This window comes from Synechocystis sp. IPPAS B-1465 (assembly GCF_003015225.1).
Lineage (GTDB): Bacteria > Cyanobacteriota > Cyanobacteriia > Cyanobacteriales > Microcystaceae > Synechocystis.
In genome coordinates, this window is the sequence record NZ_CP028094.1 from 3236568 (window position 1) to 3260747 (window position 24180).

At 50.5% G+C, this 24180-nt stretch carries 19 protein-coding genes; 7 read left to right on the forward strand and 12 right to left on the reverse strand.

Translation table 11 applies throughout. From position 1 onward, the window contains the following. Positions 1-19 precede the first annotated feature (19 nt). The 6 genes from rsgA to C7I86_RS19440 all read right to left on the reverse strand — a co-directional run bounded on the left by rsgA (position 20) and on the right by C7I86_RS19440 (position 4290). Complete coding sequence (gene rsgA, locus C7I86_RS15140; RefSeq protein ID WP_010874081.1) at positions 20-1129, reverse strand: small ribosomal subunit biogenesis GTPase RsgA; 1110 nt, start codon at positions 1127-1129, stop codon at positions 20-22. An 18-nt stretch (positions 1130-1147) separates the two neighbouring features. Continuing rightward, on the reverse strand, positions 1148-1402 hold the full coding sequence (locus tag C7I86_RS15145) for a sulfurtransferase TusA family protein (RefSeq protein ID WP_010874082.1): 255 nt from the start codon (positions 1400-1402) through the stop codon (positions 1148-1150). Beyond that, positions 1399-2532: a molecular chaperone DnaJ gene (gene dnaJ, locus C7I86_RS15150; RefSeq protein ID WP_010874083.1), complete on the reverse strand. Its 1134-nt coding sequence runs from the start codon at positions 2530-2532 to the stop codon at positions 1399-1401. Before dnaJ ends, C7I86_RS15145 begins: the two co-directional genes overlap by 4 nt. A gap of 106 nt (positions 2533-2638) precedes the next feature. Continuing rightward, complete coding sequence (locus C7I86_RS15155) at positions 2639-3142, reverse strand: crossover junction endodeoxyribonuclease RuvC (RefSeq protein WP_010874084.1); 504 nt, start codon at positions 3140-3142, stop codon at positions 2639-2641. A 4-nt stretch (positions 3143-3146) separates the two neighbouring features. After that, complete coding sequence (locus C7I86_RS15160) at positions 3147-4022, reverse strand: 3'(2'),5'-bisphosphate nucleotidase CysQ (protein ID WP_010874085.1); 876 nt, start codon at positions 4020-4022, stop codon at positions 3147-3149. A 136-nt stretch (positions 4023-4158) separates the two neighbouring features. Next, on the reverse strand, positions 4159-4290 hold the full coding sequence (locus C7I86_RS19440) for a hypothetical protein (protein ID WP_255345223.1): 132 nt from the start codon (positions 4288-4290) through the stop codon (positions 4159-4161). A 164-nt stretch (positions 4291-4454) separates the two neighbouring features. On the opposite strand from C7I86_RS19440, the gene trpC reads away from it, so the two are divergent. Continuing rightward, a complete protein-coding gene (gene trpC / locus C7I86_RS15170; RefSeq protein ID WP_010874086.1) occupies positions 4455-5342 on the forward strand; it encodes an indole-3-glycerol phosphate synthase TrpC in 888 nt (295 codons plus the stop codon). A gap of 20 nt (positions 5343-5362) precedes the next feature. Here trpC and C7I86_RS15175 read toward each other — a convergent pair whose 3' ends face one another. From C7I86_RS15175 to tig, 5 genes are all read right to left on the reverse strand, one after another. After that, positions 5363-6988: an ammonium transporter gene (locus C7I86_RS15175; protein WP_010874087.1), complete on the reverse strand. Its 1626-nt coding sequence runs from the start codon at positions 6986-6988 to the stop codon at positions 5363-5365. Further along, the gene (locus C7I86_RS15180) at positions 6985-8055 is read right to left on the reverse strand and encodes a TrkA family potassium uptake protein (RefSeq protein WP_010874088.1); all 1071 of its coding nucleotides are present in this window, start codon (positions 8053-8055) and stop codon (positions 6985-6987) included. Before C7I86_RS15180 ends, C7I86_RS15175 begins: the two co-directional genes overlap by 4 nt. A 297-nt stretch (positions 8056-8352) precedes the next feature. Next, positions 8353-9690, reverse strand: a complete 1338-nt coding sequence (gene clpX / locus C7I86_RS15185) for an ATP-dependent protease ATP-binding subunit ClpX (protein WP_010874089.1) — start codon at positions 9688-9690, stop codon at positions 8353-8355. 4 nt (positions 9691-9694) lie between these two features. After that, positions 9695-10375 (reverse strand): ATP-dependent Clp endopeptidase proteolytic subunit ClpP, encoded by a 681-nt coding sequence (gene clpP, locus C7I86_RS15190; protein WP_010874090.1) that lies wholly within the window; start codon positions 10373-10375, stop codon positions 9695-9697. Positions 10376-10674: 299 nt separating this feature from the next. Then, positions 10675-12090, reverse strand: coding sequence for a trigger factor (gene tig, locus C7I86_RS15195; RefSeq protein ID WP_010874091.1), 1416 nt, complete (start codon positions 12088-12090; stop codon positions 10675-10677). Positions 12091-12583: 493 nt separating this feature from the next. On the opposite strand from tig, the gene C7I86_RS15200 reads away from it, so the two are divergent. The 6 genes from C7I86_RS15200 to C7I86_RS15225 all read left to right on the forward strand — a co-directional run bounded on the left by C7I86_RS15200 (position 12584) and on the right by C7I86_RS15225 (position 21944). Further along, positions 12584-13600, forward strand: a complete 1017-nt coding sequence (locus tag C7I86_RS15200) for an aspartate-semialdehyde dehydrogenase (protein WP_010874092.1) — start codon at positions 12584-12586, stop codon at positions 13598-13600. Between the two features lie 59 nt (positions 13601-13659). Continuing rightward, positions 13660-14565: a 4-hydroxy-tetrahydrodipicolinate synthase gene (gene dapA / locus C7I86_RS15205; protein ID WP_010874093.1), complete on the forward strand. Its 906-nt coding sequence runs from the start codon at positions 13660-13662 to the stop codon at positions 14563-14565. A 693-nt stretch (positions 14566-15258) separates the two neighbouring features. Then, positions 15259-17181: a ribonuclease J gene (locus C7I86_RS15210; protein ID WP_010874094.1), complete on the forward strand. Its 1923-nt coding sequence runs from the start codon at positions 15259-15261 to the stop codon at positions 17179-17181. An 84-nt stretch (positions 17182-17265) separates the two neighbouring features. Continuing rightward, complete coding sequence (locus tag C7I86_RS15215; RefSeq protein ID WP_010874095.1) at positions 17266-18000, forward strand: hypothetical protein; 735 nt, start codon at positions 17266-17268, stop codon at positions 17998-18000. An 82-nt stretch (positions 18001-18082) separates the two neighbouring features. Beyond that, entirely contained in the window at positions 18083-18688 is a 606-nt protein-coding gene (coaE, locus tag C7I86_RS15220) for a dephospho-CoA kinase (protein ID WP_010874096.1), read from the forward strand. A 184-nt stretch (positions 18689-18872) separates the two neighbouring features. Beyond that, positions 18873-21944, forward strand: a complete 3072-nt coding sequence (locus C7I86_RS15225; protein ID WP_199303503.1) for a plasmid replication protein, CyRepA1 family — start codon at positions 18873-18875, stop codon at positions 21942-21944. A 21-nt stretch (positions 21945-21965) separates the two neighbouring features. On the opposite strand, the gene C7I86_RS15230 is transcribed toward C7I86_RS15225, so the two are convergent. Further along, the gene (locus C7I86_RS15230) at positions 21966-24161 is read right to left on the reverse strand and encodes a phosphoketolase (protein WP_010874098.1); all 2196 of its coding nucleotides are present in this window, start codon (positions 24159-24161) and stop codon (positions 21966-21968) included. Between the last annotated feature and the right edge of the window lie 19 nt (positions 24162-24180).

Genomic DNA, 24180 nt, shown 5'->3' on the forward strand with positions numbered 1-24180 from the left:
CTAAGTCTAACGTTCCGGTCTATTCCCAGTCCTCCTGTAAATTATCTAAATCCGTTTGCTCACAAAAACTTTGGAGTTCTTGATGCTCCTGACGACGGGAATGACGGCGATATTTTTTAGTTTCTAATTTTGGTTCATCGTACTCCTGGCCATCACTGCCGGTTTTAGTTTTCAAGCCTGTGTCCGTTTCCCTAGAATTTTCCGGGTTTTGCTGGGCCAAAACTTCCTCCAGAAAGGTTAGGTAATGTTCGTACCTTTCCCAATCCTGCCCCACTGCACAGTCCGGTTCTCCCCGGTGCAAACAGTCTTTAAAAAAACATTCCTGCCCTGTTAACTGTTGTCGGGCTTCGGGAAAAAGATGAATTAGTTGGGCCGGTTCAACGGCCAGGTCTGGTTGGTTGAAGCCTGGAGTATCGGCTAGTAGCCCCCCGTGGGGAAGGTCAAATAGTTCCACATGGCGAGTGGTGTGGCGCCCTTTTCGCAGTTTGCCCGACACATTTTTGACCTGTTGTTCTACCCCTGGCACCAGCAGGTTGATCAGACTGGATTTGCCCACTCCGGAGGGGCCGGCCATTAAGCTAATGCGGCTCCTTAGTTTTTCCTGTAATTTTTCCACGCCCCAGCGATTTTCCACGCTGATAATGATCGGTGCGTAACCCCAGGCCGCCAGGCGATCGCCCCAGAATTTAACATCGGTTTCCTGCACCAAATCCTGTTTATTGAAGCAAAGGCTAATTTCCAGTCCCGTGGCTTCTGCTTGCACCAAAAATCGACTTAACTGCCATTCTTCCAGGGGAGGATCGGTGAGGGCAAAAACTAAACAAATTTGTTCGGCATTGGCCACCGGTGGCCGCTCCAACACAGTGCGGCGGGGATAAACTTTGGCGATCGCCCCTAGATCCCCCTCGGCCACCATGGGCACTGGTGCAGTATTGCTACGACCATGCAACAACAAAGAAGGAGGTAATTCCACCCGGACTTGATCCCCCACCATGACCTTTTGCCCCACTTTTTTCAGACGGGTACGGCGGGTGCAGAGTAGTGGTTGAGACGTCACATTCCGTAGCCGCACCCAATAGTAGTTAGCTTGAACGGCAATAACCGTACCTTCATCCGTAGCTTTGGTCATTGGTTAACCCCTAGTCCCCTAGGGAACTGTCGCCGGAACGGTAATGGTTAAACAATAGGCCGATTCTCCTTCCAGTGCTCGTAGGGATTGCTCCGTATAGCCTTCCAATTCCAAGCTATGGGGTACCTGCTCCACTGGTTCTCCCTCATCTAGCCAGACTTCCAGGCATTGTCCTGGGGCCATCTGGGCCAATTTGAGCTTAGTGCGAACAAAATTAATCGGACAGGGAGTGCCCCGCAGATCTAGCAAGATTGATTCATTATCCAGGCTCATTTATGGAATAATCCCCCTAAAAATCCTTCTAATCCACCTTTGCCGTGGCTTTCTCCTTTGATAGTGGCCAATCGTTCCAATAGCTCCCGCTCTTCCGAGTTAATCCGGGTGGGAATTTGTACCTTAACCGTGATTAGATGGTCGCCCCGAATGGTGGCGTTGCCTAATTTGGGCACCCCTTTATTTTCCAGGGTTAAGACGGTGTTGGGTTGGGTGCCGGCGGGGATAGTCAATTCTGCTTTACCGTCCACTGTGTCCACTTCCAGACGACAACCAAGGATGGCTTGGAGATAGCTCACTTCCAAATTGGAACGAATATTCATCCCTTCCCGGACAAAATGCTTATCCGTTTCCACCATCAGGAAGACGTACAGATCCCCTGCGGGACCACCCCGTAAACCAGCATCTCCTTCTTTACCCACCCGCAAACGGGTACCATCATCCACTCCGGCGGGAATGGTAATTTTCAGCTTTTTCGTTTCCTGTTTGCGGCCGACCCCGTTACAGGCTTCACATTTCTGTTCAATGACTTCGCCGCTGCCGTTACAGGTAGGACAGGCGGAAACTTGGGCAAAACTACCAAAGGGGGTGCGGGTGGCCCGACGGACTTGTCCAGCGCCATTACAGGTGCCACAGGTTTTAACCCCAGTGCCGGGCTTGGCCCCAGTGCCCTCACAGACCTGACAGGATTCCAGGTGGGGAATGCGAATTTCTTTTTCGCCGCCAAAAATAGCTTCCTGGAAAGTTAACTGTAAATCTAGCCGTAGATCATCCCCCCTGGTGGGACCATTGGCTCGACGACGACCCCGCTGCTGGCCGCCCATGCCACCGCCAAAGCCACCAAAAATGGTTTCAAAAATGTCGGCAAAATCGCCCATATTGCCCACATCGAAGCCCTGGGCACCGCCACCGCTGACCCCCGCTTCACCAAATTGATCGTAGCGTTGACGAATTTCTGGCTCCGATAGCACTTCGTAGGCTCGGTTAATTTCTTTGAATTTTTCCTCTGCTCCTGGTTCTTTATTAACGTCAGGATGATATTTCCGGGCTAACCGACGGTAGGCTCGTTTGATTTCATCTTTATCAGCATCCCGCGTCACTCCAAGCGTTTGGTAATAATCCCCAGGCATAATGCGTCGATGTTTTGCTTAACAATAATTGACAAGGCTTCTGTAGTGTTTACTGTAGCAAACTCTCGCCCCCAGATGGTTGCCCAGAAATCCCCACCTCCGCATCTTAACCAATGTCGTTGCGGACTCCGTTCAGACCAGCCAGGGCAATGGCAATGGCATCTACACTATCGTCGATGGGTAGGTCTTCTAGACCAAAAAAATTCTGCACCATGGCGGCCACCTCGGCTTTATTGGCTTTACCGTTGCCCAGATGGCATTTCCAACTGGATTGGTGCAAAAAGACGGGCTGAATGCTCTTTTCCCGGTAAATAACGAGGTTTATCACCCCCAAGGCCTGCATTACGCCTCCGGCCGCTTTGATTTGCCGACTAAAAAAAGGCATTTCCATGGCGATCGCCTGGGGGGAAAATTCTTCTAGTAGGACGTGGATATCCTGCTCAATTTCCACCAATCTTTCTGGGGTGCTGAGATTTTTAGATGTTTCGATAATGCCATAGTCCACCAAGTGAGCCGATAGATCCGGCTGACCGTCGAGAATAGCCCAACCAATAATGGCTAAACCGGGGTCAATGCCCAACCAGCGTTGGGCCGCTTCAGTTTGATCCATTAGGTTAATTATTTTGATCTAGTTCAGCTAAAATTTCCACGGCTTGCTCACACAAAGCTCCATGGTGGGAACCATTGCTAGCCAGGATACCGCCCCATTGCCGCACGTCGCCCCGGTTATACAACACAGGGGTCTGGTCAAAATAGGTAAACTCTCCCCCCGCTTCGGTGAGAATCAACTCCGGGGCCGCAAAGTCCCAATCCTTAGCGGCGGATTTACCGGAGAGGGAAATGTACACATCGCTCTGTCCCTCCAAAATCGTGACGATTTTACAGCCCACACTGCCCACATAATGGCGATCGCCAAAGGGTAAACGGTCAATCAAATCTTGGAAACGTTGGTCCCGATGGCTACGGCTCACTACTAGGGTTAAAGATTCTAATTCAGTTTTAGGCTTCACCTTCACTGGGGTTATTGCCCCGGCTTTGGTTTCTCGAAAACAGCCCTGACCTTGGATGGCATAGTAAAGCTTTTGGGCTTCCGGCATGCCCACTAGGGCCAACACCGGCCGCTGGCGATAGGTCAAAGCAATATGCAGGGCATATTCCCCGGTTTTATCAATGAAGTCCCTGGTGCCATCGAGGGGGTCAATAATCCAAACCCAATCCTGGGGTAATGGTTCGTTGCCCTGGTGGGTTTCTTCGCTTAGATAGCCAAATTCTTCCGGGTTAAAGGTAGCTTGCAAAGTAGCCAAAATATATTGATTGGCCGCCAAATCCGCCGCTGTTACGGGGCCATCCTGTTTATCTTCGTTGGCATTTAAATTGGTCTGATTCTGGCCACTGTAGTAGGACTGAAGAATTTCCATTGCGCCCCAGCCGGCGGTGCGGAGAGTAGTTAAGCCGGAATCTAGGTTGGGTAAAAGCTCGCTTATGACCATAGGAATAAATGCAGTGGCATCGAAAATTAAAGGGGCGATTCTAATTCAACCACTCCAGGCGTTGGGCTGGGTAAGATTGTGTTTAGGCATTGGAGCCAAATGCCTAAGTCCCATTGGTCATTGGCAGTAATATCGCTCAAAATCCCAACAGAGTAAAGCGCACCAAATGGTAGCCCAGACAAAGGCAGAACAAGACAATCAGGGCTGTCAAGCTGGTGAGTACAATGCGCAAAAGTACTTTTTCGTAATCACTCCACAGTGGATTCACGGGGAAATTTTTTCACTTTTGAACAATCCATTCAGACTAGTTAGAGTGGCTGGCCGGAGGAGCTTGGGCAACAAAATTAACGATTCCATCCTACTATTTAAAATTGGAATGAGCTAATTTCACCTCTTAGCCGCAAAAATATCCCTTGCATTGACCGTCAATTTATGGAAATTCGCCGCCGGCCTCCTAACCCCCCCATCAAAGTTGACATTCTTCAGTATCAAATTAAGCATCCAGAAGCGGCTCCCCGTCACATTCTGGAGGAAATTGTTTGGCATAAGGAAAAGGAAGTGGCCCAACGGCGAGAATTAGTCCCCCTGGTCAAACTCCAAAGTTTAGTCAAGGACATGACTCCCCCATTGGATTTTGTGGGGGCATTGCGCCAGAGTCCCCGGCAACCGGCCTTAATTGCTGAAGTGAAAAAGGCTTCCCCTAGTAAGGGCATTATTCGGGCGGATTTTGACCCAGTGGCGATCGCCAAGGCCTATGAAGCGGGAGGGGCTAACTGTTTATCGGTGTTGACGGACGAGAAATTTTTCCAGGGTAGTTTTGAAAATTTGCAACTGGTACGCTCAGCGGTGCAATTACCCTTGCTGTGCAAGGAATTTATTATTTACCCCTATCAAATCTATCTAGCCCGGAGTCGGGGGGCCGATGCGGTGCTGTTAATTGCCGCTATCCTCAGCGATAAGGATTTGCGTTATTTCCTCAAAATTATTGAAGGTTTGGGCATGGCGGCGTTGGTGGAAGTCCATACCCTGGAGGAAATGGACCGGGTTTTGGCTTTGGACGGGGTGCAACTAATCGGAGTTAATAACCGTAATTTGCAAACCTTCACCGTTGATCTGCAAACCACAGAGGATCTTTTTGCCCAACGACGGGAGCAATTAACCCAAGGGGACATTACTTTAGTGAGCGAATCCGGCATTTATGAATTGGCTGATTTGCAAAGATTACAGCAGGCTGGGGCCCGGGCCGTTTTAGTCGGCGAATCCCTGGTCAAACAACCAGATCCCCAACAGGCGATCGCCGCTTTATACGGTGAAGTTTAATTGGCGCAGTAGCAACTCAACTATGGGGATAAATCCACCGATTCGCCATTGCCATGGTGCTGTTTTTGCTGTTGGAGTACCAATTGTTGTTTGACAGCAATTAATTCTTGGTCCCGTTGCTGGAGCATTTCCGCCATTTGTTGAATAGTTCTCGCTAAGGCCCCCAGTTCATCGGCCCGATTGGTCACTTCCTCCAAACCCAACTGGTCGGCTTTAAAACTGTTATTTTCAATGGCGGCGGCGATCGCCGCTGTGACGTAATAAATTTGGGCTAGATCCTCCACGCTACGGTGGTGCCGGGCTTCAAAGGCATCCATCACTTGGTTGTAGCGACCGGCAATGTGCCCCACTTCGGTAAAAGGGTTAACGGGCACCCGCAAACTTAAATCATGGGTTTTGGCTTGGCGGTCCATTACCTGAAAAAGTTCATAAGTTTCTGTGGTGGCTTGATGTTCCGACACATTAAGCCCAATTTCCTCATCTTCGGGGGAAATCCGCAAGGCAAACACCCGATTTAGCAACGTTAAAAATACCCAAGCCAACCCAAAGGCCCACAGCGTACAAACTCCAATACCCAGCAGTTGTACCCCGCATTGTTGCCAACGATTTAGCCCCGTATCCACCAACGGCAATTGACCGAATAATCCCACACAGAGAGTGCCCCAGACTCCTGCCCCACCATGGACTGCCACCGCATCCACCGCATCATCTACCCCCCAGTGCAACATTTTTTTTCCCACCAGATAGGCGATCGCCGACCCCGTAGCTCCAATCACCATGGCGATCGGTGTCATAACCACATTGGCGCTGGCAGTAATGGCCACCAAACCGGCCAGGGAACCATTCATCAGGGGTTCCACTTGGATCATTTTGTCCTGTAGGAGGCTAATCAACCCCGCCATCAACATGCCCCCCACCCCGGCTAGGACAGTGTTGACCATAATGCCCGGCACCTCCGGTGTCAAGCCAAAGGTACTGCCACCATTGAAGCCCAACCAACCAAACCAGAGAATCAAAGTGCCTAGAACGGAAAAGGGCATATTGGAACCCTGAATTTTTAAGGTTTTACCGGTTTTGGGAAAACGACCTTGGCGGGGGCCAACAACGAGAATAGTGGCTAAACCGATCCAAGCCCCGACGCTATGCACCACCGTTGACCCGGCAAAATCCCGAAAGCCCAAATTTTCTAACCAGCCCCCTGTAGTTTCTATGCCTGCCACTGTTGCTAAGCCATTCCAAGCCCAATCTCCAAAGAGGGGATAAATGAGCCCAGAAGCTAGCCCCGCCACCAATAAGTAGGCAGAAAACTTTAACCGTTCCGCCGCCGCTCCGGAAATAATTGTAGTAGCGGTGCCGCAGAACATAGCCTGAAACAGGAAAAACACCGCTAGGGTGGGTTCTCCCCCTACGTCAACAAAGCTATAACCTGTGCCCCACCAGCCTCCCTGGGACAGTCCAAACATAATGCTGAAGCCAAAGGACCAAAAAAGAGCCACAGAAATGCCAAAGTCAGCAAAATTTTTAATGGCAACGTTAATGCTGTTTTTAGAACGGGTTAGCCCCGACTCCAAACACATAAAACCGGCTTGCATAAAAAATACTAAGCCAGCACAGAGCAACAGCCAGAGTGTATCGATGGAGGTCATGGGGTTAGGGCGGCCTCTTGCCAACGGGCTTTGAGTTGTTTGCGCTTGAACTGGTACTGTTCAGCAAAGCGGGGAATTTCCGAGCGGTGACCAATGACAATGATGGTGTCGTTCTCGTTCAAGATTTGCGAAGGGTGGGGATGGAGAATAGTACTGCCATCCGCTCGGCGTAGGGCAATGACAATAAAGGCTCCCTTACTGCGAACTTCCATTTCCATAATGGTGCGACCCATGGCGGGGGAATCCGGTGCCACAATTAGTTCATCCATTTGTACTTCCACGCTGGCCAACAGGTCATTTAAAAAACCCCGTTCATCGGGGCGATTGAGAAAATCCCGCCGGTTCGATTGGGTGATTAAATCCGCCATCTGAACTGCCCCCACCGTCAGGGGTAAAATCACCTGATCCGCTCCTGCAAGCCTGAGTTTTCTCTCTGTTTCGGGAATTTCTCCCCGGGCCAAAATGGTCAAGCGGGAGTTGAGTTCCCTCGCAGTCAGGGTAATAAAGACATTGGTGGCATCCTCCGGCAAAACCGTGGCCAAGGTCTTTGCCCTCATTACCCCCAACATTTGCAATTGTTCTTCCCTGGTGGCATCCCCGCAATGGGCCAGATAACCTAATTCTTCGGCGATCGCCACTTGGCTGGGTTGATTATCAATGATGCTAAAGGGCAAGCCAGACTGTTTTAATTGCTTGGCCAAAACCTGACCCATGCGGCCAAAACCGCAAATAATTGTGTGGTCCGTTAAATTAGCAATTTGCCGTTGCCGTTGCTGATTACCCAAAGCCCGATGGATTTCTCCCTCCGTCACCATTTGCACAAATGCTCCGACAATATAAACCGCTGAGGTGGTGCCCGCTAGAATTACCCCCATAGTAAAAACTCTTTCCGCCGTGGTGGTAAGAGGCCGCACTTCCCCATAGCCCACCCCAAAAACGGTAATGACTACCATGTACACCGCTTCCGTCGTTGTCCAACCAAAGCAGATATAGCCCAAAGTGGCCAACACCAAGGTAACAACGAAAAACAGTACCCCCAGCTTGAGCCGTTGATTGGAATCCTGCATAGTTAAACGGACTAAACGGCGATCGGCAAAGCCCAAGAATGGAAAAACACCGTCCGTATAGGCAGTTTATCAACCCTAATTTAGAAAATTGTGGCGAAGGACACTAAATTCCCAATTCGCCAACTCCAGACAAAATTATGAAAAAATGCAAATCTCGGCGGCAATTTAGCCCTACTTTCAATTACTAACTATCTTCACATTAAACTCACGAACTCAGCCTGTATTCATTTGATATGGCAGTTTTGGGTTATGGCAATTCCAACCAGTCTTTGATTACTGAAAAACAATGGGGTGAACCTAAGCAGATTCCGGTTTAGGTAAGGAAGAAGGATGGAGCAATAATTCTGCTGTGGAGCGTTTTTCCACCATTTCCCTAGTGATCAAGCAGTGGGTTAAATCTTCCCGGGAAGGCAACTCATACATCACATCCAGCATTAATTCCTCCACAATGCCCCGTAACGCCCTAGCTCCGGTTTTACGACGGTGGGCCTCCGTGGCGATCGCCCGCACCGCATCGGGTTGAAAATCCAACTCCACATGGTCCATACCCAATAGGGTTTGATACTGTTTAACAATGGCATTGCGGGGCTGGGTCAGAATAGCAATTAAAGCATCCTCATCCAAGGGGTTAAGGCAGGCCATCACGGGAATACGACCAATAAATTCGGGAATCAGACCAAATTTGACTAAGTCATCGGGCTCTGCCTGACGGAGCACATCGGCAGTTCTTTTTTCCTTACTTGGCCCCTCTCCCGGCCGCACAAAGCCCATGGATTTTTTGCCAAACCTTTGTTCGATTACCTTTTCTAAGCCGACAAAAGCACCACCACAGATGAAGAGAATATTACTGGTATCAATTTGAATACAGTCTTGGTAAGGATGTTTTCTGCCTCCCTGGGGCGGCACATTGGCCACCGTTCCTTCCAACATTTTTAACAAAGCCTGCTGTACTCCTTCCCCGGACACATCTCTAGTAATGGAAGGATTCTCACTTTTGCGGGCAATTTTATCAATTTCATCAATGTAAATAATGCCTCGCTGGGCTTCTTCCACATCCAAATCCGCTACCTGGAGCAGTCTCAACAAAATATTTTCCACATCTTCCCCCACGTAGCCCGCTTCCGTCAGGGTAGTGGCATCGGCCACAGCGAAGGGCACTTCTAAAATTTTCGCCAGGGTTTGGGCAAGTAGGGTTTTCCCAGACCCCGTGGGGCCCACTAGAAGAATATTCGATTTTTGTAATTCCACTGCATCGCCGGGATCAATCTCTTGATTGCGCTCCAGCAGGTTTAATCTTTTGTAGTGGTTATAAACAGCGACGGAAAGCACCTTTTTAGCCTCATCTTGGCCAATTACATATTCATCCAGGTACTGTTTGATTGCCGTTGGTTTGGGTAATTCTTCTAGGGTAAGACGGCGACGGGGCTGACCAGATTTTTTTTGTTTTTGACCTGTCCCATCCCTTTCCCCGGTTGAGGCAGGGGGTACATCCAACAACTCCTCATCCAAAATGTCGTTACAGAGTTCTACACATTCATCACAAATGTACACGCCAGGGCCAGCAATTAATTTACGGACTTGCTCCTGGGATTTGCCACAAAAAGAACATTTCAGATGGGAGTCGTATTTGGGCATAAAACTAACCGAGGGAGGTGACGGGGGTAGTGGGGTCGGGAAGATTAGGGCGGGAAATTACCTGGTCAATGAGGCCATACTCCTTTGCTTCCTCCGCAGACATAAAGAAATCTCTTTCCGTATCTTCCTGGAGTTTTTCCATGGGTTGGCCGGTGTGTTCCACCAACATGGTATTGAGGCGATCCTTGATGTACAGGATTTCCCTGGCCTGAATTTCAATTTCCACCGCTTGACCCTGGGCTCCCCCGAGGGGTTGGTGAATCATGATGCGAGAACTAGGCAAAGCCATACGTTTTCCCTTACAGCCACCGGAAAGCAAAAAAGCCCCCATGCTGGCAGCCAGACCAAAACAGATGGTGACCACATCGGGACGAATCTGTTGCATGGTGTCATAGATGGCCAGGCCGGCATAAACGGAGCCCCCCGGGGAGTTGATGTAGAGTTGGATGTCTTTTTCCGGGTCCTCTGCGTCCAAAAATAGTAGCTGGGCCACAATGGAATCTGCCACTTGGTCGTCCACAGGGGTGCCCAAAAAGATGATTCTTTCCCTTAGCAGACGGGAGTAAATGTCGAAGGCTCGCTCGCCCATGCCAGACTGTTCCACCACCATGGGAACAACGCTTTGGATGTTATTGCCCCCTAGGGTACTGAGGGGAGAACGGTAGGGAGAACGGGAGTTGACCATGGGTTAGGTACGGGGAAAGGTAGGGAAAATTAAGAAAAAGGCGGACAGGGATCAAGCCGGCGTCCAAGGAGTGGGGAAAAAAAACTTTTCCTTTACTTTGCTTTAGGTTAACTCAACTTTGTTGCCGACATGGTCTCATCTTACCTAGATTTACTTGAGCCTTGGGGGACTAACGCCCTAGGACAGGGAGGGCAGGAGGTTAATCTGCCCTGTCAATTTACCTATTCCGGAGATTTCTCCTCTAGTTTGCGGAGGCCCGGTATGCCTCTGACACCCCAAGGGTAATTTGGGCCAACGGGTTACTCTTCGTCGGAGGTTGCTTCCACATCCACGATGGCTTCTTCCTCTGCATCGTCGTCGGGAGTATCTTCCTCAGTCTGGCTGAGGCTACCCTCCGGCAACAGTTCAACGTCAGCCCATTCTTTGAGCAGATCCAGCACTTTACTTTCTGTGAGGGAACTTTCCACAAAGTTCACCAGCCGGGATTCGTCGATTTTTTCTCCCTTGAATTCCTGACGAAGCTCGTCACAGCGTTCCTTAACTTCTGCTTCGGTGGGCTGAATTTTTTCTTCTTTGGCAATGGCTCCTATCATCAGGTCGGTTTTAAGGTTGGCGATCGCCTCTGGGCGGGAATTGTCCTTGAGGGTTTGGAGCATATCATCCCCCTGACGGAACAGTTGGGAAACATCTAGTCCCATGCGTTCTAGTTCCATGGCGGTTTGGGCCACTAGGCGATCGCACTCCTGTTTGATCATGGTTTCCGGTAAATCCCCGGTGAACAGTTCCCCCAATTTTTTCTTAATGGCAGCCTTGATGTTGTCATCGGTGCGCTGTTTGGCCTGTTCCTGGAATTGTTTCTCCAGATCCGCCTTGAGCTCTGCCATGGTCTCAAACTCGCTCACATCTTCGGCGAAGTCATCGTCCAATTCAGGCAGTTCCCGGAATTTAATTTCTTTGAGCTTAATTTCAAACAACACATCTTCCCCCGCCACAGCTTCCAAGGGATAGTCCTCCGGAAAAGTAACCGGAATCAGTTTGGTTTCATCAACCGCCATTCCGACAATACCGTCCACAATACCAGCCACAAAACGACCGTCTTCTAGGGTCACCTCAAAATCAGACCCCTTCACTTCGGCGATCGCCTCTCCAGCTTGACCATCTTCTGCCACCTGAAAAGCGGCGTAGTCCACAATGGCCAGATCTCCCAGGGCCGCAGGACGGTCCTCCACCGGGACAAGGGTAGCCCGTTTTTCCTGTTCTCCCTTGAGCCACTGGTCAACGGCATCGGCACTGTATTCGATTTCTTCCGCCTGGGCAGTGATTTTTTTATAGCTCTCCGGTTCATATTCCGCTTCGGGGAACACATCCGCTGCCACCTTAATGGTGAGGGGCGCTTCAGGGTCAAAGATTTGAATTAGGTTTTCCATGTCCGAGCGCAGGGAAAAATTGCCAATGATGGGTAGTTCTTCTTGCTTAACCGCGGCTTTAATGCTGTCGTCGATCAACTCTTCAATGGCCGTGGCCTTGATATAGCTTTGTCCCAAACGCTGGATAACAATGGCCCGGGGCACCTTCCCCCGACGGAACCCAGGAATATTAACGGTGCGGGTTAACTTTTTGACGACGTTCTCATAAACTTTTTTCGACGCTGTGGCGGGAATCTCAATTTCTAGCCCAACTTGACTATCTGGCAATTTTTCCTGGGTAACTTTCATTGATGGGAAATCTCGATGGTGAAACAATGGGGGCAGTGGGCACTAAGTTCACCCCTGGAGGGCTGGGAAGGACTGCAGAAATCGGTCTGTGGGCCCTTCTACCCGTGTTATGCTAGGTTCACTTAGACCGAGGGAAATGTTTCCCTTCTAGCCCCGCAACGCAATGGCTCGGGGAAGACCTGTGGCGGTCAACCCAATTGATCATAATATAAGCCGGGTGCCATTTTTTCCTAGGGCGAGAATCTTTTCCCGCCGGGGGGTCCCCCAGGCCGGTTTGAGAGAATGGGACTAAATCAATGATTTTTCTAGCTGGACAATTCAATAATGGCTTTGCGGTTTAGGGGGCAATGCCCTGCGTCACAATTAGTTTTTTCTTTTTTGGCTGATTTTTTACCCCAACAACTTTGACCAACTGGGCTTAACTAAGCTTGATACTGCTTTCTGACTGCGTTGCCCATCTTTCGATCCCGATTAGCTACTGGAGGAGTAAGCTTTGCCATCACCGATACGCGTTGCCATCCTGGGGGCCACTGGGGCCGTTGGCACAGAATTACTGGAGTTACTGGCCAGCCGGAATTTTCCCCTGGCAGAATTAAAACTTTTGGCCTCGCCCCGTTCTGCGGGTAAAACCCTGGAGTTCCAAGGAGAAAAGTTACCGATCCAGGCAGTGGATGGTTCAGCGTTTAAAGGCTGTGACTTGGTGTTGGCTTCCGCCGGTGGTTCCACTTCCAAGCGTTGGGCAGAGGAAATTACCAAAGCCGGAGCGGTGATGGTGGACAATTCCAGCGCTTTTCGCATGGTGCCGGAAGTGCCCCTAGTGGTACCGGAAATTAATCCCGAAGCGGCCCAAAACCACCAAGGCATCATTGCCAACCCCAACTGCACGACGATTTTAATGGGGGTAGCCATCTATCCCCTGCATCAGCTCCAACCTATTAAACGCATTGTGGTGGCCACCTACCAGTCTGCCAGTGGGGCCGGGGCCATGGCCATGGAAGAAGTGAAGCACCAAAGCCGGGACATCCTGGAGGGAAAAATTCCCCAAGCTGAGATTTTGCCCTATCCTTTGGCTTTTAACCTCTTTCCCCACAACTCCCCCATCACAGCTAACCACTACTGTGAGGAGGAAATGAAAATGGTGCAGGAAACCCGGAAAATCTTTGCCGCAGAAGATATACGCATCACGGCCACCTGTGTGCGGGTACCTGTGCTCCGGGCCCACTCAGAAGCGGTCAACTTGGAATTTGCCACCCCATTCCCGGTGGAATTGGCCAAAACGGCGATCGCCAAAGCTCCGGGGGTAAAACTGGTGGAGGATTGGCAAAAAAATTATTTCCCCATGCCCATGGATGCCACAGGCCAGGACGACGTGTTGGTAGGACGTATTCGCCAAGATATTTCCCACCCCAATGGTTTGGACCTGTGGTTGTGCGGTGATCAAATTCGTAAAGGGGCAGCCCTCAATGCGGTGCAAATCGCCGAATTATTGGTGGAGCGGGGGTGGCTGTAGAATTTTTCCCAACCCATCCATGGTTACTTGCCCGCTGCCCTTTTTCGTTGAGATAGTCTATGGCTGATTTTGTAAGCACTTCCCCCTTTGGCCCTGTGTTAACTGCGATGGTTACCCCCTTCAATGCCGATGGTGGGGTGGATTATGGGGTAGCGGAAAAATTGGCTGACCATCTCATCACCCATGGCAGTGACGGCCTGGTGGTCTGTGGCACCACGGGGGAATCTCCCACCCTTTCCTGGGAGGAGGAGCATGAGCTATTTCGGGTGGTTAAACAAACCGTCGGCGATCGGGGTTCCGTCATTGCCGGCACTGGGTCTAACTGTACCCGGGAGGCCATGGAAGCAACCCAGATTGCGGCCAAGTTGGGAGTGGATGGTTCCCTCCAGGTAGTGCCCTACTATAACAAGCCTCCCCAGGAAGGTTTATTGGCCCATTTCCAGGCGATCGCCAATTGTGCGCCGGAGTTGCCCCTGATGTTGTACAACATTCCCGGCAGAACGGGCCAGAGCCTAGCCCCGGAAACGGTTTACCGTTTAGCGGAAGTGGAAAACATTGTGGCCATCAAAGAAGCCACCGGCAGTTTGGAGCAGGCTTCCCTAATTCGGGCCCATACCCCCGATGATTTTGCCATCTATGCCGGGGATGATGTGCTGACTCTTCCTTTATTGGCCGTGGGAGGGGCCGGGGTGGTCAGTGTGGCCAGTCATCTGGTCGGCGATCGCCTGCAGGCCATGGTGCAGCATTTTGCCCAGGGAGCAACGGCCCAAGCCCTCGAAATCCATTTACAGCTAATACCCCTATTTAAAATTCTTTTCTGCGCCACCAATCCCATCCCAGTCAAAACAGCCCTGGGACTCCAGGGTTGGCCCGTAGGATCGTTCAGACCTCCCCTTTGTGCTCTGTCCCCTGGCCACACCGAACAGTTACGAGACGTACTAAGGGATTTAGCCTTACTTCCCTAGGGTAAAGAACTTGGGGATAAATATTCGATTAACCCAAGGAAGATAGACCGAATCAATTGGGAAACTTGACCTTGGCGATACCAGTCAAAGAATGGCAGTCACAAGCTGAAATGATCTTTGATCAAATTTAATCAATTACCATCAACTCCATGGCTAAATCCCTGCCCAGTGTCGATGATTTCTCAATTTTTTTCTCAGAATAGGTACCTATCCGGAATGTATATGCTAGAATGGCATGAACTTAAGAGCGAAGTAAGTTTTTCGATTCCGTCCAAACCTGAATAGATAATCCATCCCATATGCGAGCTAGTTCATTACACCGATTAGCTAAAGGCTTCAGCGTCTTCTTTCCATTTTCGATACTTTCCGAGCCCAGAATGAGCTAAATTTTTTCTGAATCAGTCTTCGTTTTTACCTTCTGGCATTAGGGCTTGCCCTCTCCCCACCGGCTCCAAAGATTGCAAATACATTCACTCCTTGGGATGTTCTCAAAACTCGGTTCTATCCGTTTCTATAAATTCCCCAAAAACAAGTGGAATGCTAATCCAAAGATTGAATTGAATCGGTCGTTTGCTGATTGCTTAGCCCCGTTTTTGCTCTGCCCGGACCTCAGTTTGTTCTTCAATTTCTTCAAGTTGCACTGCGACTGTTGATTCTTAACTAGCTAAATTACAACGTTTTTTTATTTACACTATGGCTAAAAATACTCAAACCCAAGCCCTCAAAATTCTTCCCCTCGGTGGCCTGCACGAAATTGGTAAAAATACCTGCGTCTTTGAATATGACGATGAAATTTTACTGCTTGATGCGGGGCTAGCTTTCCCCACCGACGACATGCACGGCGTTAATGTTGTACTGCCGGACATGACCTACCTGAGGGAAAACCGGGAGAAAATCAAGGGCATGGTGGTTACCCACGGCCACGAAGACCACATTGGTGGCATTGCCTATCACCTCAAGCAGTTTGACATTCCCATTATCTACGGCCCTCGGTTAGCCATGGCCCTGTTACGGGACAAGCTGGAGGAAGCCGGTATGTTGGAGCGCACCAATTTGCAGACCGTCTCTCCCCGGGAAATGGTGCGTTTGGGCAAATCCTTTGTGGTGGAATTTATTCGTAACACCCACTCCATCGCCGACAGCTATTGTCTAGCTATTCACACACCTCTGGGGGTAGTGATGCACAGTGGAGATTTTAAAATCGACCACACTCCCATTGACGGGGAATTTTTCGACCTGCAAAAGGTGGCGGAGTATGGCGAAAAAGGGGTGCTCTGTTTACTGAGTGACTCCACCAATGCGGAAGTGCCTGGCATTACCCCCTCTGAAGCGTCTGTTATCCCCAACCTGGACCGGGTTTTTTCCCAGGCGGAAGGCCGTTTGATGGTGACCACCTTTGCTTCTTCGGTGCACCGGGTCAATATCATCCTCAGCTTGGCCCAAAAACATCAGCGGAAAGTAGCGGTGGTGGGGCGATCAATGCTCAATGTTATTGCCCATGCCCGTAAATTGGGCTACATCAAATGCCCCGATAACTTATTCGTGCCCCTCAAAGCAGCCCGCAATTTGCCCGACCAACAACAACTAATTTTGACCACTGGCTCCCAGGGAGAACCTCTGGCGGCCATGACCCGCATTTCCAACGGTGAGCATCCCCAGATTAAAATTCGCCAGGGGGATACAGTGGTCTTTTCCGCTAATCCCATCCCCGGTAATACCATTGCGGTGGTCAACACCATTGATCGCCTGATGATGCAGGGAGCCAATGTAATTTACGGCAAGCATCAGGGCATCCACGTTTCTGGCCATGCTTCCCAGGAAGAACACAAAATGTTGTTGGCCCTTACTCGACCTAAATTCTTTGTCCCCGTCCATGGGGAACACCGTATGTTGGTCAAGCATTCCCAGATGGCCCAGGCCCAGGGTATTCCCAGCGAAAATATTGTTATTGTCAATAACGGCGATGTAATTGAACTGACCGGCGATCGCATCCGGGTGGCAGGACAAGTTCCTTCCGGCATTGAATTGGTGGATCAAGCGGGTATTGTCCATGAGAGCACCATGGCTGAACGGCAACAAATGGCCGAAGACGGTTTGGTGACGGTGGCGGCAGCCCTAAGTAAAACTGGCACACTGTTAGCCTATCCTGAGGTACATTGCCGGGGTGTGGTGATGACCATTCAGCCTAAGTTGTTGGAAGAACTAATTGTCCGCACCATCGAGAATTTCCTCACAGAACGCTGGTCAGAGTTCACCCATGGTTCCAACGGCTCCACAGAGGTTAGCTGGAATGCGCTGCAAAAAGAATTGGAGTCTAGCTTGCAACGCCTGATCAAACGGGAATTACAGAGTAGCCCCATGGTTTTACTGATGTTGCAAACCGACACCCCCATCGAATTGGATCAGGTTCCCCAGAATGTAAGCACTGTCAGTGCGACTTCTGCTACACCAGCCCCCCGCAAAAAAGTGGTCCTGACTAAAACCCCAGAACCAAAAGTGAAAGCTAAACCAGAAAAGAAAGTGGTCACCACTGCCGAGCCTAGCGCCCAACCGGTCAGTACCACTAAGGTTTACCGTCGTAGCCGCAAACGCTCTACCACTTCTGTTTCTTCCTAAGATCCGGTATTGTTTTGGCTGGGGTTCTATCTATTGGGCCCCGGCCAATTTCTTTGTCAGTCCGGTAATTGTTGAGCAAAATTAATGTCCACTGTAATTCCTACCTCCCAAGAACCTGTCACCCTTCCCAATGAAATTCTAGAAATTTCCATCAGCATTGCAGTCAAGGAGTTAGACCCAACCCTAGTCAATGAACAGTTTTTGAAGTTCAGTGGCATTGTGTCCAACGAATGGGAATTGAACCAACAGCCAGTGGTAAGTAAAGCTGGTTCCCAATTGGTGTTTAAAAATGGGCTCAGCATTGTGGCCCAGCCCCGCTCCCTAACGTTTTTAGAAGGGATGAATGATAAAACGGCGGAAGTGGTAACCGTGGGCAAGGTCGCCAGTGCCTTTGTGGAAAAATTACCCAATGCCCAATACAACGGCGTGGTAGTAACCCCCAAATGTTTAATTCCCCTACCGGATCAAAACGATGGGGCTCGGAAGTTCATCACCGGTACTTTGCTGGCATCCGGTGCCTGGCAAGATTTGGGCAAGGCCCCCGTACAAGCGGCGGTGGAATTCACCTATCTTTTGGAAGGCTGTCAATTTAACCTCAAAGTTAACCAGGCAACTTTGCAGATTCCCGATCGCCAGGCAGTGAGTGCGTTGTTATTTGCGGGTAACTTCAATTACAGCTTGAATAATCCCAATCCCCAGGAACGGGTCAGCGTGGCCAAACAGTACATTGAAGCGTGGCAATCCGACTTGGATACTTTCCGGGGCATTGTCCACGAAAAATTCTTGGCGGAGCAACAACCCCAAACGGTGTTTGGTTAATTCGGTATAACTATTTGGGGGTTTAACACCTCTAACATGGAGCAATCAATCCGTAGAAATTTCCGTTGACCATACTTTATCCATGGACACCAAGCCCCCTCGACAACGATTGATTGGTTTGACCGGGGGCATTGCTACGGGAAAAAGTACGGTTACGGATTATTTACAGCAAAAATACAGCGTCCCTATCCTCGACGCCGACCTCTATGCCCGCCAAGCAGTGGAACCGGGTTCTGAAATTCTAGTGGCGATCGCCAGGCGTTATGGCCCGGAAATTTTAGACCAACAGGGACAGTTAAAGCGCCAAGCCCTGGGGGAAATTGTCTTTAATAATGCTGAAGAAAAACAATGGCTGGAGTCCCAAATTCACCCCTTTGTTGGGCGGTGTTTTCGGTCTGCCTTAGCTCAGTTAAAACAAGAGCAAACGGTGTTATTGAGCATTCCTCTATTGTTTGAAGCCCAGTTAACAGATTGGGTAACGGAAATTTGGGTAGTGACCTGCGGACCACAGCAACAGGTGGAACGATTGATCAAGCGCAACGGTTTGACGGAGGCAGAGGCTTTAGCTCGCATTACTAGTCAAATGCCCTTGGCGGAAAAGGTAGCTCTAGCGGATGTGGTGTTGGACAACTCCGGGCAAATTGCGGACCTAGAACCACAAATTATCAAGGCTTGGCATCACCGTTAACATTTCCTTGCACTGATACTTCCATCAGGCGATCGCCAGGGCGAAAACTGGACTAAGATTAAGTTCCGCAGAAACAAATCGAGCTCTATGCCGTCAGTGGGCATAAATCGCCAGAATTTTAACTTTTTAGACGCTACCATATTTAGTGTTTTGCCCCTACAATGAGACTCCCCGCACACTAGATATGGAGTCTTGTTCCGGCAAGACCGATGGCAAAATGAATCACTTGCAAGAATGGCGGCAAAGTTGTGTAGACGACCAACTAACCCGCCTCAATGTCACTCCCCTTTTAGGGGATGCCCCCGCCCAACATTTGCTTTATGCTGAAGCGCTCCAGCGCCGTAATGACGGCCGAGTTAGTGACGGTTTAATGAAACGTTATGCCCACGTGGCCTCGGGGGGCTGGTGGTGTTCTGGCATTGATTTACTGTCCGGGGAAAAAGATCTATGGGGGTGTTTTAAGCCCGATCGCCCGAGACAGGATGGGGAAAGCAGTAAGACCATTAAATATGAGCATCCTCCCAAAACACCCACGGGAATTTTTGCCCTGCGGGTGCCCCTCCATCTTTGGGAAAGGATTGCTGCTAAAGCTGGGGTAGTCCTGACAGAGGAGGATCAAGACCCAGACCAGCCGGATTTAGGTTTTTGGCAATGGTTGATGGGCCATCCGGAAATTCCTCTGGTAATCACAGAAGGGGCAAAAAAGGCGGGTGCTTTACTCACGGCCGGTTACGGGGCGATCGCCTTACCAGGAGTCCATAACGGTTACCGCACTCCTAGGGATGACCAGGGGCAACGGATCGGCAAATGCCAATTAATTCCCGCTTTGGGAAAATTAGCCGCTCCCGGCAGACAAATTCTGATTGCTTTCGATCAAGACAGTAAACCCAAAACTATCCAGCAGGTGAATCTGGCCATTCAACGGTTGGGCTATTTGTTCAGTCGCCAAGGGTGTGAAGTCAAAGTTTTGCAATGGGAGCATCACCTTGGTAAGGGCGTTGATGATGTGATTGCCCACCAAGGCAGTGATTATCTACAACAGTTGGTCGGCAAGGCCCTGCCGCTGGAAATCTGGAAAGCCCAACGACTTAACCGCCTCACCCATAGCCGGGGGATGGAAGTGGAAGCCCGGTATTTACCTCCTTTAACCATTCCCGCTGAAGAAAAATTAATTGCCCTACAATCGCCAAAGGGCACGGGCAAAACGGAATTTCTCGCTCGCATTGTCCGCCAAGCCCAGGCCGAACACAGACCAGTGTTGGTCATTGGCCATCGCATTCGTTTAGTGCAGGAACTGTGCCACCGTTTTCAGTTGCCCTATGTGGGGGATTTATCTAGTTCCCCCCTAGCTCGCCAAAGGGGTTTTGGTCTGTGTATCGACTCCCTCCATGGCCATTCCCAAGCCCAGTTTGACCCGGAACAGTGGCAAGATTGCCTAATTATCATTGATGAAGTGGAGCAGGTGCTCTGGCATGGACTGAATTCCGATACCTGCCGTCGTCAGCGGGTGGCCATTCTCCGTAACCTCAAGCAACTTTTGCAACATAGCCTAGGGGGAGAAGGACAAATTTATGTGGCCGATGCGGATTTAACCGATGTTTCCCTCGATTATTTGATCAGCTTGAGTGGCATTCCCCTCCAACCCTACGTGATCCGTAACCATTGGCAACCGGGGTTAGAAGAAGCATGGCCCATCTATCACTTTGGCGAAAATGACCCCAAGCAATTGGTCAAACAACTGTTGCATCACATTCGGGAGGGCGGTAAACCTTTCGTCTGTCTCTCAGCTCAAAAGCTCACCAGTGCCTGGGGCACCCGCAATCTGGAAGCCTACCTGAAAAAGCAGTTTCCCGATCGCCGCATTTTACGCATTGATGCCGAATCCCTATCCGATCCTCACCATCCTGCCCATGGCAGTTTGACCAACCTCAACCAAGTGTTGGCCGACTATGACATTGTGCTGAGTAGTCCGGCGGTGGAAACGGGGGTCAGCATTGACCTAAAAAATCATTTCACTTCCGTGTGGGGCATTGCCCAGGGCATCCAAACCGCCACTTCCGTTTGCCAATCCCTCAGCCGCATTCGCCAAAATATTCCCCGTTACCTCTGGGCCGCTAGCTATGGCTTTAACCAAGTGGGCAATGGAGCTACGGCCATTAGTAAGTTCCTCACCGCCGGCCATCGTTTGACGGAGGTTAATATCCGGCTGTTGCAACAATCGGATCTGGATAATTTGGATGATTTAGACACCGGTTTCCAGGCGGAATCTTTGCTCTGCTGGGCCAAAATGGCGGTGCGGATCAACCTGGCCATGGTCAATTATCGGGAATCCATTCTTGGGCTTTTGCACCAGGAAGGCCATCAGTTGTTGGGGCCGCCCCCAGCTTTACCGTCTTTGCCTGTTCCACCCAGCGATCCCGATCACCCCCTCAGTACGGTCGCTCCTCAGCCTTTGCAACAGGCCATTGAAGCGGTGCGGGAACAAAATTACCTTGCCGACTGCCAGGCGATCGCCGACGCTAAACCCCTAAAAGAATTGGAATATCAACAGTTGAAGAAAAGGCTAGTGAAAAATAGCCACGAACGGCAACGGCTACGGCGCTACGAACTGGCCCAACGCTACGGTATTCCTGTGACGGCGGATCTGGTGCAAAAAGATGACCAAAATTGGTATCAAAAACTGCGTTGGCATTACTTCCTCACCGTAGGCCGGCCATTCCTTGGCGATCGGGATGCCAAAATTGCCCGTTTACTATTGGATCAAGGACAAGGCAGTCTCTTTCTCCCGGACTTTAATGGTTCCCAATTGGGGGCCATCATCGGTACCTACGACATTATTGGCATTCCCATTCTGCTGGCCCATCCCCAACGGGAGTTGTGTGCCCTGGATGAGGACTTAATCGCCCTGGGTAAATTAGCCTTGGCTAACCGGGATGATATTAAAACGGTAGTGGGCATTGGTTTAGCCAAAAATGCTAGCCCCATCACCATTGTCCGTCGTTTTCTGGAAAAGCTGGGCTTTGGGATCCAATTAACCCGTACGAAAACTGTAGAAAAAAAACGAGTGCGGATTTATCAAATCACCTGTCCCCAGGATGGACGAGAAAAGGTCTTTCAAGCTTGGCTCCAAGGCGATCGCCAATGTCCCGGCAGTTCGGAACAATGGATGGCGGAATATTGGAAAAAGTTACAGAGTTCCCCCAGGGCAGAGGAGCAACATCAACCCTTTGTGCAACTCAGCCTGGAGTTAGGATAACTCCGACAAGAATGGCTAAGCCTAGGGCAACAATGCCTTGGCCCGATCGCCAAGGGCCTGGGCAGTTAGGCCGTTATAGGCCATCAGTTGTCCAGCGCTGGCGGTAGTTTCCCCCCGTTTCCAAGCAAATAGATCCCTGGGGCAAGCACTACGGAGTAGAACTGGTTCCAACATGGCTCCACTGCCACCGGTCACCCCAATCAACGCATCGCCACCAAACAGTTCGGTAAATTCAGCATCGCTCAAAAAGCCACTGTCCGCTTCGGAACAATCCTGCCATTGCACATCATGGGGACGGTACAAGCGCCGGGGATTAATTACCGAAACCACTTTTACCCCATAACCTTCACTTTCCAATTGACTGGCCGCTTCCAACACGGGAATTAGAGTCATATCGCCAATTACTGCAAAAACAATGGTTTTAGAGCCAGTGCTGTTGTGGAGTAGGATGCCGCCTTTGGCTAAACCCTGACGATTTTGCTCCAACGTAGTGCGGATGGGCAAAGGAGACTTACTGGCGGTGATGGGAATGCCTTTGTTGCTGGTGGTTAACGCCCAGTCATAGCAAACCTGAATACCGTTGGCATCACAGGGGAAAAGGGGAAAAATATTCCCATTCCGCATCATAGCGGCAAAATAATTCTCAATTTCCGGCCGTTGGTGAGTCCAACCGTTGCGCCCTTGTTCCAACGCTCCCGCTGTAAACAGGGTAATGGTGGAAGGGGTAGGACGACGTAGCTCCGCCATGGCCTGGGTCACCGTCTGCCAAATGGGTAAACCGTTAATAGCAAAGGACTCGTAGGAACACCAGAGGGTACGGCCTCCAAACAAAGCTTGGGCGGCGGCCAGGCCAGCACAGGCATCTTCGCTCAGGGGTTCATAAACTTGGCCGTTGGGTTGTTGGAAATAATCCTCATCCACCGTGGGATGGACAATTTTTAGCCCAACGTTGATGTTATTGATCCCAGAAGCGGCGTTACCGTCGGCGTTGGTAACCACAAAGTTTGAATCCTGTTTGCCCACATGAACCACCAATTCCCCCATGGCGGTGGTGGCTACCTGTTTATCTTCTAGGGCAAACTCCTTCAGGGGCAGAGTACCCAGATCCGCTAAAGGTAAAACGGATTCCGTCACCACGGTTTGGGAGGCGGGGCCACCGTGGGAACGTTCAAAATTGGTCCGCACCAATTGCCAAGCTTCGGGGGATAGGGCCCGTTCTTGCAAAGCACTGACAATATAATCTTTATCTAAACTGTCGCCGGGATAGAGGTTGTGGGATTTGGCCCCGGATTTGTGGACTCCCGCTCCTTTTAGTTGTTTGACAATCAGAACCGTTAACGTACCACCAAGGGCCGCCTGGGCCGCTTTGTCGGTGGCCTCCAACACTGCCTGGGTAAAAGCTAACCGTTGTTGGAAAGAAAACTTGGTGCTGTCAACAAAATCCCCCGCTTGATTGCTGTCGTCAAAATCTTTGGCGTTGACCAGAATGACATTTTTAAAACCGTTGCCCTGCCAGTAGTTAACCATGGCTTCATTGCTCTGGGTGGAAACCATGCTGTGGTGTTCTTGGCTAAAACCGTTCCAGACCAAAATGGGCAAAAAGTTTGTTACCTGGGGATAGGCCGTGTGGAAATGGCCAAAACTACTCATGATGTAGGGTTCCCCCAAACCACCATCTCCGATAGTTACGGGAAATAAAACGCCGGGATAAAGTTTTGCTCCGGCCATGGCGAAATGTTGACCTTGACCCAGGGGGCCTGCTGGAGCTAATAAGCCTGGGATTTGCCCTGAGAGGTGGCCCAATAGGCCGTGCATTTCCCGGAACCGATCGCCAAGTTCTTGGACATTATTAATCCCCATGGCTTCCAGGGAACGATCCAAAAACATGGTGCTGTAAAAACCGGGGGCATGGTGGCCCACTTCCGTCACCGTATTTTTGTAGCCCAACATGACCAGAGCGGCGATCGCCTCCGCAATGCTGGCAAAACCGCCGGGGTGACCCGATTCTTTACTGGCTGTGGTTTGGAGCGTTAAATATCTGAGGGCATCCGCCGCCAACAAAGTTTGATACACCGCCTGGGGATCATTGGCAGAACTGATGGCCTTTGCCCCACTGGCGATCGCCGTTTCCTGGCCATAACGATCAAAATCCGGCAGGTTTTCACCGAAAAAGCGAATTCCTTGGCAAAAAGCAGGGGCGGTGGAGGCGACGGTCATGGGAAAAAATCCTAGTCCA

Coding starts and splice junctions, on each gene's coding strand:
- rsgA (WP_010874081.1), bottom strand. CDS start 1,129: ATGACCAAAGCTACGGATGAAGGTACGGTTATTGCCGTTCAAGCTAAC.
- C7I86_RS15145 (WP_010874082.1), bottom strand. CDS start 1,402: ATGAGCCTGGATAATGAATCAATCTTGCTAGATCTGCGGGGCACTCCC.
- dnaJ (WP_010874083.1), bottom strand. CDS start 2,532: ATGCCTGGGGATTATTACCAAACGCTTGGAGTGACGCGGGATGCTGAT.
- C7I86_RS15155 (WP_010874084.1), bottom strand. CDS start 3,142: ATGGATCAAACTGAAGCGGCCCAACGCTGGTTGGGCATTGACCCCGGT.
- C7I86_RS15160 (WP_010874085.1), bottom strand. CDS start 4,022: ATGGTCATAAGCGAGCTTTTACCCAACCTAGATTCCGGCTTAACTACT.
- trpC (WP_010874086.1), top strand. CDS start 4,455: ATGGAAATTCGCCGCCGGCCTCCTAACCCCCCCATCAAAGTTGACATT.
- C7I86_RS15175 (WP_010874087.1), bottom strand. CDS start 6,988: ATGACCTCCATCGATACACTCTGGCTGTTGCTCTGTGCTGGCTTAGTA.
- C7I86_RS15180 (WP_010874088.1), bottom strand. CDS start 8,055: ATGCAGGATTCCAATCAACGGCTCAAGCTGGGGGTACTGTTTTTCGTT.
- clpX (WP_010874089.1), bottom strand. CDS start 9,690: ATGCCCAAATACGACTCCCATCTGAAATGTTCTTTTTGTGGCAAATCC.
- clpP (WP_010874090.1), bottom strand. CDS start 10,375: ATGGTCAACTCCCGTTCTCCCTACCGTTCTCCCCTCAGTACCCTAGGG.
- tig (WP_010874091.1), bottom strand. CDS start 12,090: ATGAAAGTTACCCAGGAAAAATTGCCAGATAGTCAAGTTGGGCTAGAA.
- dapA (WP_010874093.1), top strand. CDS start 13,660: ATGGCTGATTTTGTAAGCACTTCCCCCTTTGGCCCTGTGTTAACTGCG.
- C7I86_RS15210 (WP_010874094.1), top strand. CDS start 15,259: ATGGCTAAAAATACTCAAACCCAAGCCCTCAAAATTCTTCCCCTCGGT.
- C7I86_RS15215 (WP_010874095.1), top strand. CDS start 17,266: ATGTCCACTGTAATTCCTACCTCCCAAGAACCTGTCACCCTTCCCAAT.
- coaE (WP_010874096.1), top strand. CDS start 18,083: ATGGACACCAAGCCCCCTCGACAACGATTGATTGGTTTGACCGGGGGC.
- C7I86_RS15225 (WP_199303503.1), top strand. CDS start 18,873: ATGGAGTCTTGTTCCGGCAAGACCGATGGCAAAATGAATCACTTGCAA.
- C7I86_RS15230 (WP_010874098.1), bottom strand. CDS start 24,161: ATGACCGTCGCCTCCACCGCCCCTGCTTTTTGCCAAGGAATTCGCTTT.